This is a genomic window from Paenibacillus sp. FSL L8-0158, assembly GCF_038592965.1.
In the GTDB taxonomy this organism is placed as follows: Bacteria; Bacillota; Bacilli; order Paenibacillales; family Paenibacillaceae; genus Paenibacillus; species Paenibacillus polymyxa_D.
On record NZ_CP151949.1, the window covers coordinates 5783398 to 5798828 of the forward strand.

Sequence of the window (15431 nt, forward strand, 5' to 3'; positions counted from 1 at the left end):
GTTCAAGACCCTTCTATATGTTCTGTCTTTGGACTAATGACATCTCCGTTCATCTGCACATAATACACACCTTTCCCGTTGTCCAGCATAAACCGCCACACGGGGGCAGCCACCTGACTATCAGAGTTAAAGGTCTGTCCGTAATAACCGAGCCGGATATCCTTCACAATCGTATCACGCGGCAAATAGCCATCGATCAGCCTTGCCAGTGCTTTGGACGCAGGCAGCATTTTTTTTGCCTCATCCGAAGGCTGGAGCTCGACCTTAATTTTGCGATACCCTGTAATTTTCTGATTGCTGTAAAACAGGGCCAGCTTCACATTAAATAGCGGCCACTTGCCCTGAACCAGCGGATGAAGTACAAAAGCATCTGCTTGTCCGGATGCCAATTCCTCCTGAACATCCAGCGGATCATACTGAAAGTTATCGATATCCTTGATTTGTGGCTCTAATGCCTCCACTAGCGCATCATGGGTGAATACCAGTTTGCTGTCCACCGGCCTCACCAGCTGCACAAGATCATCCTTTTCTCCACTATGAACGTATGTGTAAGAAAGTTTAGGCAGCTGCGGGGTATCGCCGGGAATCGGAGCCAGCACCTGAATGCTTTTCTCTTCCATTAAACGCTGTGTATTTTCATCTAATGAAGTAAAATCCAGATTCGGCCCTGCCGTTTCCTGCGCATCATGCCACAATTGGTAACCCAATACCACATTGAGCAGCAAAAATGTACAAATCAATACGTTCTTGGCGCGGCTCCAATCCATTCCCGTTCCCCCTTCCTGTCACCTCTTTGTCTCCCGGTCTGGCTTCGTTTGTGTTGTGTTGGATGCTACCGTTACAGGAACAGCATGAATTTCTACAACAGAACCGTCACTGAGCGTAACGCGCCATTCAGGAGCAAGCTTCAATCCATCATTGATCAGCTCCGGTTGATATACGGGAGTCAGATCTCGAATCGTCTTCCCTTTGCCTACAGTCTCCAGTTGCTTCTTCAAAGGCTCGCCGCCCGGCAGCATAACCTTCTTAGAGGATTGCTCTCCTCCCTTGAGATACAGCAACGAACGTTCATAGACAGAAGCCGTTTCCTGCTGGATTTGCAGCGAAATCGTACCAAAGCGGAACGATGGTGTGTCCAGCACCGGATAAGCACCATAATACTGCTGAAACATCACAGTTGTACGATTTTCATCGCTGCTTCTTAGTTTCATTTGGTACGAAGCATCCCAACCGCCATGCTGATTCACAAAATCAACTGCGGCCAGCACGTCCCTAATCGGACTGCTTCCACTCGCCCCCGGCGCACTGGGATCGGTATAGCTCATCCAACGTTGCTCTTGCTTGATTTGCAGACTACGCTTGCTGTCCGTATAAATTTGGGAGCCGTCCTTCTCCTGAATATTGCGCGTAATCCCCGGATCGAAGAACAAATTCCGCTGCATTTGCTCCGTCGTAAACAATCCGGCATACACCACAGGCTGCACCGTTTCCAGGTCATTCACGGGAATGTAGTACTGATTATTCACCAGCTCGTACAACGGGGCATTTTTACCGAAATTCACATGCTGCCGGATGTCCTCTACCGTCATATCGAACTGGTTCGCCTCATACACCACATCGCCCCTGGCACTGAAAAAAAGCGCATGCGGCTTGGCATTCTTTTCGTCTATATAGATCCAGATGCGGTTAATCGTCTCACCCTGAAACACCGAATCCGGCGTCAAACGCATGACCCGCTCCAGTAATGAAACCGGGACCCCGCCTGAAAAGGATAATTCAATGCCTTCATTTTCGCTGCGAATCTGCGCCCAGTCCGCCGATTGAATACTTCGACGTTGAAAGTTGTTAAAGCTTCGGCTTTCCAACCGTGTATAAATTAAATCGTAAAAAGTAACACCCGGATAAAAAACGGTATGCTTCTTCTCACCTTGGTGAATGAGCATTTTATCAGGAAACACGAGGTTCTCAATCTTTTCCTCCTGCCCCATGCTTTCGGTTTTGACATAATTCGTTTCTGAAGTGAGTACAGAATCACTGCCTGGAAGGCGGTAAATCAAAAAATAAGTCTGTACCAGGCTGGAAGCAACCAGCAAAATAAGCGTCCAGGACTTCAAACGTTCCTTCACTGTGCTTCCCTCCCTTCACTCGACATGGGTAGTGTAAAGGTCGTACAGGTTCCCTGACCGTATTCTGACTCCAGAAAAATCTGGCCCCCATGCGCCTTTACAATTTCCCGGGCAATCGACAGTCCCAGTCCCGTGCCGCCCATATTGCGCGATCTCGCCTTGTCTACACGATAAAACCGTTCAAAAATCCGGTCCAGATCCTTTTTGGGAATACCAATTCCGGTGTCTTGTACCGAAATGGACAGCATTCCTTCACTGTTGCGGCGAGCCTCGATCCGAATACTTCCGCCATCTGGCGTATATTTCAGCGCATTGGACATCAGGTTGTCCAGCACCTGCTCAATTTGGTCCCGGTCGATCACGACTTTACCGATTCCCTGCTCTACGAACATCCCTGAGCGAATGTTCTTTTGCTTCATTTGAAAAGAAAACCGATCTGCGACTTCGTCCAGCATTTCCATCACATCCGCAGGTTGCATCCGCAAAGGCGCCTCATTGGAATCAAGCCGTGACAGATGCAGCAAATCCGTAACCAACCGGATCATACGCTCTGTCTCGTTGCGGATCACGCCCACGAACCGTTCTGCGAGCTGCGGTTCAGCCATCGCGCCATCATCCAGCGCTTCAGCATAGCTGCGAATGGTTGTCAACGGCGTGCGCAGCTCATGGGATACATTCGCTACGAATTCCCGCCGTGTCGTCTCCATCTCCTCCTGCTCCGTCACGTCCTGGAGCACGGCAATCGTTCCCGTAATGCCAAATTCCCGCCGATGAATCGGCGTGAATGTCACACGGATGACGATGGGTTCATCCTGACCAGCTGGCTCTAGCTGCAAGAGCGTGGAGGCCGAAGAACCGCTATACAGGGCCTCGGTTTCCTCCGGGTCGATCCCCAGCAGTACCGCGATATGCCTGCCGGTCATTTCGTTCTCGTTCACGCCCAGCATGGCGCTGGCCCGACGATTGACCAGAATGACCCGGCCATTGTCATCAGTAGCGACCACGCCGTCGCTCATATTGGTCAAGATGGAGGAGAGCTTCTCCTTCTCCTCTTCATTCTGGGACAGCGCCTCACGCAGACGGCCTGTCATATAGTTAAAAGCCACGCTGAGCCTGCCGATCTCATCCTCACCAAATACAGGCATCTGCTGGTCGAATTTGCCCTCGGCAACCTCCGTTGCATGACGTGTCATCACCTTGATCGGGTGCGTAATCGTGTGGGCCAATACCACGCCCAGCACAGCCGTCAACGCGAGCGCAATCAGCATACCTGAGAGAAACACATTGTTAATGCGTTTCATCGTATCGTAGAGCTCGGTCATCGAAGCGGCGATGTACACTGCGCCGACAATCTTGCCTTGGCTGATAACAGGCTTGGCGACGACCTTCTTGCGGACATTATCCTCGTCCACCATGTATTCCTCGTTATCACGGATACCTTGGAGTGCGCGGCTGACCACTGTCTGCGTATTTTTGCGTCCGACATAATCGGCGTGTGAACCTTGGGAAGTAATCAACACTTTCCCGCTGGCATCCAGCACCTGAATTTCCGCGCCGCTGAAATCAAATAAATTATTCACGCGTGCGCGCAGGCTTTCCACGCTGTCTTCTTCCATTTTGCCATCGCTGCCACTCAGATCCTGCTCCGCCAGCACGGACAGCATTTCCGCCCGTGCTTGCAGATCCTGCGTAAAATTACTCGTGAGGGAGTTCTTCATCGAGCTGACAAAATAGACCCCAATCAGCTGCATAGCCACCAAGATAAGCAGTACATAGATAATAATCAGCTTTGCATGAATGGTACGAAAGAAAGACAGCCATCTCATGCCCGCAGGCCACCTTTGCCCCCGCTCACGATATATCCAAGACCACGGCGCGTCAGGATGGTCTCCGGCTTGCTCGGGTTCTCCTCAATCTTCTCGCGCAACCTCCGAATGGTCACATCTACTGTCCGCACATCCCCGTAGTATTCGAAGCCCCACACCGCCTGGAGCAAATGCTCCCGCGTCATGACCTTTCCGGCATTCTTCGCCATGTAGTGCAATAGCTCATATTCGCGGTGCGTCAGGTCAAGCGGTGTTCCGTTTTTGTAAGCTGTATACATATCCGTATCAAAAAAGAGGTCGCCCACGCGCAGCCCCTGCTTATCTTCCTGCGGTCGGCTTTCCGACACGCCTGCCCCGCCGCGTTGCTGTCTGCGCATCTGTGCCTTCACCCGCGCCAGCAATTCCCGCGTGCTGAACGGCTTTGTCACATAATCGTCCGCGCCCAGCTCCAGCCCCAGCACTTTGTCGATTTCGCCGTCCTTGGCGGTCAGCATAATAATCGGCGTCTGGAGCTGATGCCCACGCACCTCGCGGCATACGTCCATGCCATCCATGCCCGGCAGCATCAGGTCCAGCAGGATAAGGTCAGGTTGCTGCTTGACCGCGATATCCACTGCGCTGATTCCATCGAAGGCGCAAATCACCTGGTAGCCCTCTTTTTCCAAATTAAATTTCAAAATATCAGCGATGGGCTGTTCATCATCCACTACCAGAATCGTTCCCTGCATATAGCGTTCACCTCTCTTCATGGATCATAATCTATAATTAACTTTCGTTTGTCAGTACCTATAAGATGTTTATTCTATTCTATCATACCCGTGCACCATTCCATTACTTCTCCAGACCCTTTTATTTACGCAGAAAAAAACCATGCCTGCACCTACTGTTAAGCATGCAGAAAAACATGGCCTTTCCCCTTGATCCTCATAAATCATGTAACTCTCGATATAAACATCCAACCTATCTTAAATACGTCATTGGATTGCGTGGCGTATTATCTTTACGAATTTCAAAATGCAGATGCGTTCCAGTCGAGCGTCCCGTGTTCCCCATGACCCCGATCGATTCGCCCTGCTGAACCACCTGTCCTACATGAACGCCAATGCTGCTCAAATGCCCGTACACGGTTTGGTAGCCGTTGCCATGATCGATCATAATGACATTACCGTATCCATTCTGCTGACCTGCAAATGTTACCACGCCTTCATCTGATGCGCGAATGTCAGCACTACCGACCAAATCGACACCCTCATGCATACGTCCCCAGCGTGCGCCAAAGCTACTTGACATCGATGCGCCGGACACCGGCCAAGCGAACTGTCCTGAGCCTTCTCCCACGACCTTCGTTCCTCTAAGAACCACCTCAGTAACAGACGGCTGCAGCACCTTTTGACCGAGCCATTCCTCTTGCACGACCTCACCGTTCTCCTTGGTCAAACGATAGTCCATCTCTTTAAGACCTGCTTGTCCCGGTCTGACCACTTTGGTAACTCCTGCCTTCAGTTCATCGCTCTGGCGAATCTCAACCTCAGGCTCGATGGCAATCTGTTCGACGACCTTCTCTACTGTTCGCACCGTAACCGGAGCCTTCGGAGCAGTAAGCTTCAATTCGTCTCCAATTTGCAAATACAGCTCACGCGAGCCGGGATTGTTCTGCTTAATCTCCCAAGCGGTCATATTAAATTTAGTTGCAATCGACGACAAAGAATCGCCTTCTTGCACTGTATACGTGATAGGAGCCTCACGCCCCTCAGTCAACACTTTGACTGCTTCAGCCTCGGTCAGCACCTTGTTCGGGTCTGCTTTCACAGGCTCATACGCGATTTTCTCACGGATACTGGCAGACTCCAGCCATGCCTTAGGGGTTTTAGTACTAGCACTCGCATGACTACTGCCCACAGATGTTTTGCGAACCAGCCCCTTGATGCCTGTAGATGTACCCTCACCCACAGGTGTGTACTTCTTCTGTACTTGCTTTAAAGCCGCCTGTGCAGTCGCTTTGTCCTTTACAATGCCAACCGTCTGTCCGTTGACCTTCACTTCTACCCCTTTGGCATACGCTGTCAGCATACCGTCCAGCTTCTTCAGCGTGGCTGCGCTGTCGATATCCGCTTTATATGCCTTCTCAATGTCTGTCGTTACCGCGCTCGTATTGAGCACCATATCCACGCCGGGATACTTATCCTTATACTGTTTGCTCTTCGTTGCGTACAGCTGTTTAAGTTGTTGCTCATTCAAGATATTTCCGACCTCGACGCCTTTTACATACACTTTATAATAAGGAACTGTGTTAGCCCCGACATACTGATTACTCGCAAAAATAAGACTGCCTGCAATCACCACACCGCCTGCCGTCCAGCTCAGCCATTTTCTCCGACCGCTCAACCACTTTGCTATTTTCCCCGCTTCCACGGCAGGCTTGTCTGCAACGTTGGAAGCTGCATTCCTGCTGTCTGGTGAATCCTGCTCCTTCAAAACCTTCATGACTCTCTCCTTTTCAGCATATCTTATCTCTATATAAATGCATTCGTTATTGGTCTTTCACACTATGAATCTAGCCTGTATTCACAAGCATCTATGATATTAGTCGCTATCTACCATTGCATAGTTGCGTAAAAGGTTTCAAAAATTTAACCTTTTCACAACACTGTTTACTTTAACATAGCCTTTACAAAGAATTCAACTACACTCCAGTTCCTTCCTGACACGCCAAAAAATCCGCGCATGGCGCGGATTCTACAGTCCTATTTTGAGCATAAGCATTGCCCATGAATTCATCTAGGCGAACTAACCCATTTCGATCTATATCTTGTTCATTGGAAGTCACTTATTGGATTTTTGTAAAATACTTATTTAAGCAAAGCCATCAGCTTGTTATATTCCTCTTTGGTCAAATACTTCGCAAGCACCTGCTGAATATCCTGAAGCTCCTGCTCAGTGAGACCGCCTTCCATCGCGGCTGATATTTTCTGCATCTCCTCCGGCGGCAGCTTATTCATCAGGATCGCAAAAATCTCCTGCTTCTGTGCAGCCGGTAAATTGTTCTTCTTCTCCGTCAAATGGTCGGGCGTAATCACTAAATCATGGCCTTCAATACTCGTTTCAGGTGTAGCTGTACCTTCTGCCTGCTTCCGTGACTCGTTGCCTGATGTTCCGGCCGACGTAGCTCCCTCCTGAGATACCTTGCCATTGGCTGCGCCACCAGCCTCACTTCCGCTTTCTTCTAAGCCCTGTCCCATGACAGGCAACGCATCATCAGGCGGTGTTACACTTCCCGAGCCACTTCCTGTCGTCTTGTTCTTCCCCGTGTCTGTGCTTTGGTCAGTACCCGCACTGCCTTTTAACCAACCCAATCCCCATATGGGCTGTTGATCAAGCTGAATGTTAAACTGCCGCAGCAGCGATTGAACATAAGCATTAACGACTACACCTGTCACTGCCAGCGTTAGTGCGCTAACCAACACCACCGTCATTCCTTTTTTTAGCAGCCATCCAAGCCACCTCATATCCCGTTACCTCCTTATACGCATCCTGCCATGTGTGTATCATCATGAAGTGCATATAGATCAGTATTGACGAGATATGACGACTTTTAACCCATGGAATATGTAAAACTAGCACAATTCAATAGAAGATGCCACATTCTGATTGAATCAGCGCGTACGACGCACCCAGAAACGGAAAATGTCACTACGGACATAATCCAGAGAATACAGCACCTGCCTGTTCATTTCATCATAGTGAAGCTGCTTCAATAGTAATACCGTAGCCTGCGGATGCTTCAACAGACGTGCCATATGTGCGTCGTCATAGTTGGGAACGGTAAGCTCGGAATACGCTCCGACGATTCGTACCCCCGCCTTGAACTCAAGACTCTGAAAAAGCGAGCCTGAAAAAGAGTCACCTTCCAAAATGGGAGCGGCTAATTTCTCTGGCATCCAGTTTATAGAGTGGGCTACAGCCTCTCCGTTGGCAGTGCGTGTACGCTCTAAAGCAATCATGGGCTCATTCTCGGAAAACCTCATCTGTTCGGCAATATCAGGTGGACAAACCGAAATTCTCTGAATGGATTCCAGCTGCTCGTCTTCCCGTAGCCCTGCCGAACGAATCATGTCACCGATGCTGTACAGGCGGTCCAGCGAGCTTGGAATACTCGGCAGCGGACAAGTAGCAAACGTGCCACTCCCGTGTTTTACTAGTAGCTTACCTTCCGATTCCAGTTGGCGAATTGCTCCCCGTAGCGTCGTACGCGAGACACGAAACGATTGGGAAAGTGCAGTTTCCGACGGCAGCCGATCCCCCGGACCCATTTGATTAACCTTCATATATTCTTCTATACGCTGCTTGATGTTCTCTTGTTTGGTTGACACCGTCCGAAGCCCAGCCTTTCTATTGTGTTAAGCCATATAAATCGGATTCGTAAAAGCAATCATCATCACGCAGTCTTCCATGCAGCCGTAAAGCTCGGCTCGTATCCAGCTCTTTCCTAGAGGGTCTTGCAATGACAGCGTATATTCTCCTGTTTGAGCAGGGATCTGAATCTCGGAGCATATTCCATGACTACTTGTCAGTAGAAGACGAAGATTCTGAGGCTCGAGGTTGTAATGGGTTGCTCTTGTTGCCACATCCAATTGGACCGTCACAGATAGTGAATCCTCTACAGTCAGCTCTAGACATTCGCCGATGTGATAACGATCTTTTCTGCCCTTAATCTGTGCCCACACCGTCAGTAACGGTCCCATCGTCCCTGATACTGAACCGTGGCGAATCGCCTCGACTGCCCGGCCTGCTAAACCTTCTCGCTCTTCTGCTGCATCATGAACCCCCAAATACGTAACAGCCGGAAGCGCATCATCCGGTTTAGATACATGCCAGTCCCGACCGCTTACCGCAGTGATGCGATACCCCTGGTTCAACAAATCGGTCCACATGGCAAACGCCCGCTGGCTATCCCGCTTAATAGATGGCATAAGCGTTGACCAGACTTCTATATAATCCACCTCATGCCAATCCTGAATCGTGTATTCCCAAAAGCACCCCGTACAGATCGGACTTCCGATCCTGAACGGATGGGCAATCCCTGCAATGCCTCCCTGCTCATGCACCTGCCGAATCCCCTCATGAATGTCATCTGGCCCCAGCACACGCCAGTCAATAAAGCGGTCAACCCCAAGCGTCAGCATATGCCCGTAAAAGGTCGTCCACTCCATCCCTGAAATGATCGGGAGACCAAACTGCCGCTGAACCCGTTCCTGATCCGCAAGTGCCGATTGCGTGTTGTGATCCGTCATAGCGATGCACTCAAGTCCCAGATCCACTGCGCTTTGAACAAGCTCCTCCAGTGTTTGCTTTCCGTCGCTGTGAAGCGTATGGGTGTGAAGCTCAGCCGGAATCCATTTAAGCATATGCTGCTTCCTCCCCCAATACATGAATTTGGTAGGCAAGCGTCTCGGTTACAACGGCATGCAGACTGACCGTAATCCGCCACATGCCCGCCGGATTATCTCCTGCGAGGAATCCCGGCGAGGCCGCAGACGAACCGAGCCAATGCTCCTGCTGCATCTCGGGACGGTGTGCATTTCCACGGTGACGGAGAGGATCATCGACAGACAGCGTTAATAAATTTTGCAGCGGTATATACTTCTTCCATAGGTTGGATGAATGCCCCGGCTCGTCGTATCCGTATTTGCTCATGCTTTCCTCAATGATTTCTCGTGCTTGCTCTTGATCCTCCAATAACTTGGGCGTATAAGAGAAGTGAATACGGATCGTTCTAGTCGGCTGTGGAATATGAAAAGAGTACGTAATATGGCTCTGGGTGCAGGTTCTGTCGACCGTTCCTTCCACATTCAGTAGGCTGCTCATGACTTCCCATCCTGGCCAGACGGTTCATCCACAACATGCTTCACCATATCATTCACATTATGTCCTTCATCACCCGACACGTCCTTGTCTGCCGCCCATAAAACACCTACGGGTTGAAGCCGCGTCAGCTCAATCACCCGGTCTGTACGAATACCTGGAAACTGCGGCAGATTATCCTCGTTTAACGTAAAGGCACACAGTCCAGCCACTTCCATGCTGTCCGCACCGCCTTCCAGCAATACGGCTCTGATTTCAGCTATATCCTCAAGCACAGCCTCTCCAGATAGCTTGACCGTGGTAGAAAAATGTGACTCTGCCCCCTCATAAGCGGCTCTAAACTCCCCGAGTCTCAGATCATGGTGGCATGATGAATACCACTGCTCCGAGCCGTGGAGACGAAGCTGGACATCGACGCATGCATCTTCCTCGCGCCGATTGAAGCCCGGCTTGAACCCTGGAGACGATTCTCTGTCTGAATCCCGCAAGGGGCGTTTTGAAGTCTGGATAAACACATAGCTACGCTGGTGTGCAAGTGTAATGGAAGACGCTTGTGACGGTATTTCCAGCTCCTGCTGACGTTCCATCTCCCACCCAGTGACCTGATAGGCAAAAGGAAAACGGCTCATGACCGCCTCACGCGGCTCTTCCTCTGGTTTCCATTGGAAAGCAGGCGGCAGCATAAAACGATAGTCCGATGAAATGTCATCCTTAAAGTTTCCGTTGGTTGTTGCGGATTGGAGAACAGGATGCCCACCCAGATCATAATTGCCATTAAACGCAGTCGTAATATGATGTGCCCCCTGGAAAACAGCTTCCAGAATATTGCCATCTCCATCCAATTCGACGCGGTACATCCATTCGATATCGGTGGTTCTTCCCCATTTGCTCATAAGCAGTGGCGCAGGCGTTCCCTCATCTTCATGGCTGAACATCATCTGATATTCGATGATCGTCTTCTCCTCATTCCCTTCCACGGAATAGAACAAAACAAGCGGTGTATCCGTAAAGCGATTCTCATAGGGATGTGAGAGATTACGCCCATATAAAAGCGGGGTATGGCGATAAATCAGTGATCTTGGAGAGGAATCAGCCACGCAGCGCAGTTCAACCCCGTCAATCCATGCTCGAGATACAAGCGGAGCCGATTCCAGTTCGCGAAATTCGGCATAGACCTCGTAATCGCCTTCTTGTAGATACCCCAACAAACGGGTGTACACTCCCTGACTGCTGCCATAATACAAAATGACATCTTGATTATAGGCTTCATTCAGATAGAGACGTACGAAAGCAGATTCTCGATCTGTCGCAGCCCAGTCACTGTCTGATCTGGCGAACAGATCAAGCTCCGCGTATCCATCTTCTGGCATGGAAAATGTAAACCGGAATCCGTTTCCCGGACTGAGTTCAACCTCGGCCTTGTGTAAGGCAATCCGATAACCGCAATCCAGCAGATCCTTTTCCCACACTCGCCCACTAAACCCGGTAATTTGCACCTCTGCTTGGCTGTTCATCCCTGTAACCTCCTTAGTGTATAACGGCGGTCTAGCTGGCATCCGCATCCTTCACCATTGTCCGAATATAAAAGTAGCCCATAAAAGAACACAGTAAAAACATAAACACTGCCATTGCGCTGGCCGTATGCGTCTCCTGATAACTGGAAAACACCTGCTGCATCGCAACACCCAGCACTTGTGGTGAGTTGGCACCGATCAGGAAGGGAGCTGTAAAGCTGCCCATGATTCCCATAAAAATGAAGGTCACCGCAACCCACATCGTTTTGTAGGACAGGGGTAAAATAAAGCGCCCAAACAGCTGCATCGTGCTGGCTCCGGCATCTCTGGCGCTTTCGACGACAGCGTTTGGAATGCTGGCAAGTGCTGAGCTGAGCAGCATGGTTGCGAACGGAATGTTGAACCACAAATTAGCCAGCACCAGCCCTTTGTAGTCATAAATAATCCTCGGAATCGTTTCAATGCCAAGCGGCAGCAAAAGACGTGCAGCCCAACCGTGATTGCCATACATGGTAATGATCGCATACGTTGCAATTACGCCGGGAACAAACATCGGGATAAAATACAAGCGGCCTATCCACTTTACGACAATCCCTTTGCCGAATCTCAGATAAATCGCCAAAGCATAGCTGATGACTAGAGTAAGGGCCGTCGAGACTAATGTGACATTAATGGTATACATGATATTTCTACGCATGGCAGGTTCCGTGAACAGCCGGATGTAATTGGCCAGCCCGTAGCCCGTTCCATATTGATCAATCAAGCTTTCCTTTACGGCATAGAGAATCGGAATAATAACGACGACCAGCAAAATGAGAAAAGACGGGATGACCAGGGCAAGCCCCAGCATCCCCCTTTTGGACAATGAACTCATGATTAACCGCCCGCTACTTCACTTTGCCAGCGTTTGTAGATTTCCTGCTGAAGCTCTCCGCTGTTAAAGCTGCGGTATCCAGAAGATACACTGTTGAATTTCTCTTGCAGCTCCGTTGGCATCAGATTCCACTTAATCCCCGGATAGCCGTACATTTTGTTAATAACCACCGTTTGCGCTTCAGGCGTCAGCACGTAGTTCAGAAATTCCTGTGTTGCTTCTTTTTTGGAGGAAAGCGAAGGAACCATCAGATAAGAAGGGCCACCTGTAAAAGCAGGGTCGATCTGTGTCAGCTTCACCGTGTCTGGAAGCAGTCCTTTAGCCAGTTGTTCGAGCGCCATATCAGACCAGGCTGGAACCATGTCTACCTCTCCACTTGCTAAAATATCAAGCGTACCTTGGTTTTTCTTAGGATAGACTCCTTTTTGGTACATTGAAGGGCCCAGTTCCTTGAGCAGTGAGAAGCCTTGATCCCATTTCTTCATATTTGCCGGATCATCACTGTTCATCGCCTCTGGTGGAAGGAAATTATAGATAACCGTGTTCACAAATGAGCTGCCTGACCCACCTGTGGACGGATCATTATAGGCAAACTTGCCCGGATGCTGACGAATCCACGTGTACAGCTCGTCGGCTGTTTTCGGAGGTGTCGCTACTTTTGCACTGTTATAGGCAAGTACAACCGAAGAGGCACGGTATGGAATGGCCTGATTGTTGACTTGCTTGAGATACGTTTCATCCACATTCTTTAAATTTGGAACCTTGGCAGCATCCACCGTTTCCCACAGTTTCTCGCCTACCCCTTTGGTGATGTCATCCAGACTGCCTTCGTACAGGTCGATATCTGTATCGGTTTGCCCGCTTTTCTTGGCTGCGATCAGACGATCCAGTGTAGATGCGCCTCCGGTTCCTGCTGGCAAATACACCAGTTTGACCTTAACGTGATCATTTTTAGCTTCAAAGTCCTTGATTAACGTTTCCCACAGCTCTTTGACGTTCAGAGACCCTCCAGTGTACAAGGAAATTTCCGTCGTTCCCGTAGCGGCTCCCGCTTTTGTAGACTTGGCTTCCCCTGTAGCCGTGGCAGCATTACCGCCGTTTCCACAGCCAGCCAACAACGATAAACTAAGTACCCCTGCCAAAACCAGACCCATATTCTTTTTCCCAAACACGTTATTGCCTCCTTTAGATAGTTGCACAAGTTCGCAGCATCACCAGATGATGCGTTCGTGATGGACATTGATGTGATATAGAGGTTGATCGTGAATCTTCACTGTGCTGCTGGAAAAGTAACCATTTTACTGAAGCTGAATCTGATGTGCTCTCCACTGCGCAGCTCGGCCGCTCGTTCACGCGGCACAAACATTTTCAGATGATGGGTACCGCTATCCAGCGAAACTTCCGCATAATGCCCGAGAATCATCACTTGTCTGATTGTTCCGGCTAGAGAACCATTTTCTTCCGTCGTCAGAACAATATCCTCTGGTCTTACACCAACCATGGATTCACCTGTGTATTCATGCTCTTGCGCAAACGGTATTCCGCTCACAGAGACACTGCGACCTGTGCTCACCCCCTTTAATAAATTGATACGGCCAATAAAACCCGCTACAAAAAGTGACTGTGGCTTGTCATAAATCTCCTGAGGTGAAGAGAGCTGCTCAATTCGACCCGCATTCATAACGACGATTCGGTCGGAAATGGACAGCGCCTCCTCCTGATCATGGGTGACGAACACCATCGTCATCCCTGTCTGAGTCTGGATATCGCGCAGCTCTTCTCTCATCTCCATGCGCAATTTGGCATCAAGTGCGGAAAAAGGCTCGTCCAGCAGCAATACATCAGGCTTTAGCAGCAGAGCCCGAGCGAGTGCTACCCGCTGCTGCTGACCGCCCGAGAGCTGTCCTGGCGTTTTACGCTCTGCGCTCTCTAGCCGAACCAGCGCTAGCGCTTCCTTCACCTGGCGGTCAATTTCTGCCTTCTTCACCTTGCGAATCTTCAACCCGAAAGCTAGGTTGTCATACACGGTCATATGCGGCCACAAATTATAGCTTTGGAACACCATAGCCGTCGGGCGCTTTTCGGGCGGCAGCTTGAGTACACTTTTTCCCTGAATCTGAATATCGCCACTGTCTGGGTCCAAAAAGCCGCCAATGGAGCGAAGCACGGTTGTTTTACCACAGCCGGAAGGTCCCAGCAGTGTCACCAGCTCTCCCTTCATCACGTCAAGTGAAATGCCTTTGACTCCGTCTCCTGTCTTGAAGCGCTTGGTTAACTCTTGAATGGATAATTGAATGGGCATTAGCTTAGGCTCCTTTTTCAGGAATTTGCAAACTCCTCTTTTGACCAATCACGTTATTTCACCTGAAACCCACCTGCCAATACATCGGCACTTACAAAACGCTTGGCTGCCAATAGCAGAATGATCGTTGGCAGGGTAAGAATGACAGAGAAAACAGCGCCCGTTGTGCTCGGATAATCAGCAATGATGGAATACATGATGACTGGCATTGTTTTATAGTCCGGCGTTCCGACAAGAAGTGTCCCCTGTGCTTCATCTAGTGAAGCAAGAAAGGTAAAGATGGAGGCGACCACAATGCCGGGCAGCGCCATAGGAAAGGTGATTTTCCAAAACACCCGAAAGGGTCCGGCTCCAGCATCCCGCGCTGACTCCTCCTGTGCACGATGTACGCTGCGGAAGGCAGAGGAAGGAATCCAGGTCATATACATGAGCGTGTTTACCATATGGATAAGCACAATGCCTGCAAATGTGTTCATCAACCCGAATTGGTAGAATAGTACGGCAATGGACACATACAAACCCATTTTCGGAAAAGCATGCGTAAGCAGAAATGAGAAAAGAAACCACTTACTGAGCGGGAAAGAAATTCGTGCAAAGGCATAAGCAGCAGGAATACATACGATAATGGAGCAGACCGTAACGGTGATCGCAATCAGGAAGGATAGGGAAATCGAGCTGACTACATCGTCCTGGGTAAGTACGAACTTCCACCATTCCAGTGACAAGCTCTGCGGGAGCGGTGCAGGATACTGCCATTTTCCCGAAACCGCCAAAAGGAGGAGATTGGTCAGAGGCCCCAGGAAAAAAATGACGAAAATGACAAGTACGATAAATTCCACAATTTTTCGTGTGCCGAGTGAGCGAAGATACCAGTTCATAATTCATCCCTCTCAAGACGTCTAGACGTCCAAATCTCTTTTCTATTTG

The 15431-nt window shown here is 49.8% G+C and carries 14 protein-coding genes; all 14 read right to left on the bottom strand.

All coding sequences use genetic code 11. From position 1 onward, the window contains the following. Positions 1 to 2: 2 nt before the first annotated feature. The 14 genes from yycI to NSQ68_RS25725 all read right to left on the bottom strand — a co-directional run bounded on the left by yycI (position 3) and on the right by NSQ68_RS25725 (position 15382). Positions 3 to 767 carry a two-component system regulatory protein YycI gene (gene yycI, locus NSQ68_RS25660; RefSeq protein WP_342427598.1) on the bottom strand — a complete coding sequence of 255 codons (765 nt, stop codon included), beginning with the start codon at positions 765 to 767 and terminating at the stop codon, positions 3 to 5. Positions 768 to 785: 18 nt separating this feature from the next. After that, positions 786 to 2126 (bottom strand): two-component system activity regulator YycH, encoded by a 1341-nt coding sequence (gene yycH / locus NSQ68_RS25665; protein ID WP_342427599.1) that lies wholly within the window; start codon positions 2124 to 2126, stop codon positions 786 to 788. Then, positions 2123 to 3952, bottom strand: coding sequence for a cell wall metabolism sensor histidine kinase WalK (gene walK, locus NSQ68_RS25670; protein ID WP_307350597.1), 1830 nt, complete (start codon positions 3950 to 3952; stop codon positions 2123 to 2125). Before walK ends, yycH begins: the two co-directional genes overlap by 4 nt. Then, positions 3949 to 4680, bottom strand: coding sequence for a response regulator YycF (gene yycF / locus NSQ68_RS25675; RefSeq protein WP_342427600.1), 732 nt, complete (start codon positions 4678 to 4680; stop codon positions 3949 to 3951). Before yycF ends, walK begins: the two co-directional genes overlap by 4 nt. Positions 4681 to 4912: 232 nt before the next feature. Next, positions 4913 to 6436: a M23 family metallopeptidase gene (locus tag NSQ68_RS25680; protein ID WP_342427601.1), complete on the bottom strand. Its 1524-nt coding sequence runs from the start codon at positions 6434 to 6436 to the stop codon at positions 4913 to 4915. A gap of 365 nt (positions 6437 to 6801) precedes the next feature. Next, positions 6802 to 7458, bottom strand: a complete 657-nt coding sequence (locus NSQ68_RS25685; protein ID WP_342427602.1) for a hypothetical protein — start codon at positions 7456 to 7458, stop codon at positions 6802 to 6804. A 147-nt stretch (positions 7459 to 7605) separates the two neighbouring features. Next, complete coding sequence (locus NSQ68_RS25690) at positions 7606 to 8322, bottom strand: GntR family transcriptional regulator (RefSeq protein ID WP_342427603.1); 717 nt, start codon at positions 8320 to 8322, stop codon at positions 7606 to 7608. A gap of 27 nt (positions 8323 to 8349) precedes the next feature. Beyond that, positions 8350 to 9357, bottom strand: a complete 1008-nt coding sequence (locus NSQ68_RS25695; protein ID WP_342427604.1) for a CehA/McbA family metallohydrolase — start codon at positions 9355 to 9357, stop codon at positions 8350 to 8352. After that, positions 9350 to 9817 carry a hypothetical protein gene (locus NSQ68_RS25700; RefSeq protein ID WP_342427605.1) on the bottom strand — a complete coding sequence of 156 codons (468 nt, stop codon included), beginning with the start codon at positions 9815 to 9817 and terminating at the stop codon, positions 9350 to 9352. The genes NSQ68_RS25695 and NSQ68_RS25700 overlap by 8 nt, the downstream gene beginning before the upstream one ends. Beyond that, on the bottom strand, positions 9814 to 11328 hold the full coding sequence (locus NSQ68_RS25705) for a hypothetical protein (protein ID WP_342427606.1): 1515 nt from the start codon (positions 11326 to 11328) through the stop codon (positions 9814 to 9816). Before NSQ68_RS25705 ends, NSQ68_RS25700 begins: the two co-directional genes overlap by 4 nt. Positions 11329 to 11359: 31 nt before the next feature. Next, positions 11360 to 12202 carry an ABC transporter permease subunit gene (locus NSQ68_RS25710; RefSeq protein WP_307350578.1) on the bottom strand — a complete coding sequence of 281 codons (843 nt, stop codon included), beginning with the start codon at positions 12200 to 12202 and terminating at the stop codon, positions 11360 to 11362. 2 nt (positions 12203 to 12204) lie between these two features. Further along, a complete protein-coding gene (locus NSQ68_RS25715) occupies positions 12205 to 13374 on the bottom strand; it encodes an extracellular solute-binding protein (protein WP_307350576.1) in 1170 nt (389 codons plus the stop codon). Positions 13375 to 13472: 98 nt separating this feature from the next. Then, entirely contained in the window at positions 13473 to 14504 is a 1032-nt protein-coding gene (locus NSQ68_RS25720; RefSeq protein WP_342427607.1) for an ABC transporter ATP-binding protein, read from the bottom strand. 53 nt (positions 14505 to 14557) lie between these two features. Then, positions 14558 to 15382: an ABC transporter permease subunit gene (locus NSQ68_RS25725; RefSeq protein ID WP_029518945.1), complete on the bottom strand. Its 825-nt coding sequence runs from the start codon at positions 15380 to 15382 to the stop codon at positions 14558 to 14560. Between the last annotated feature and the right edge of the window lie 49 nt (positions 15383 to 15431).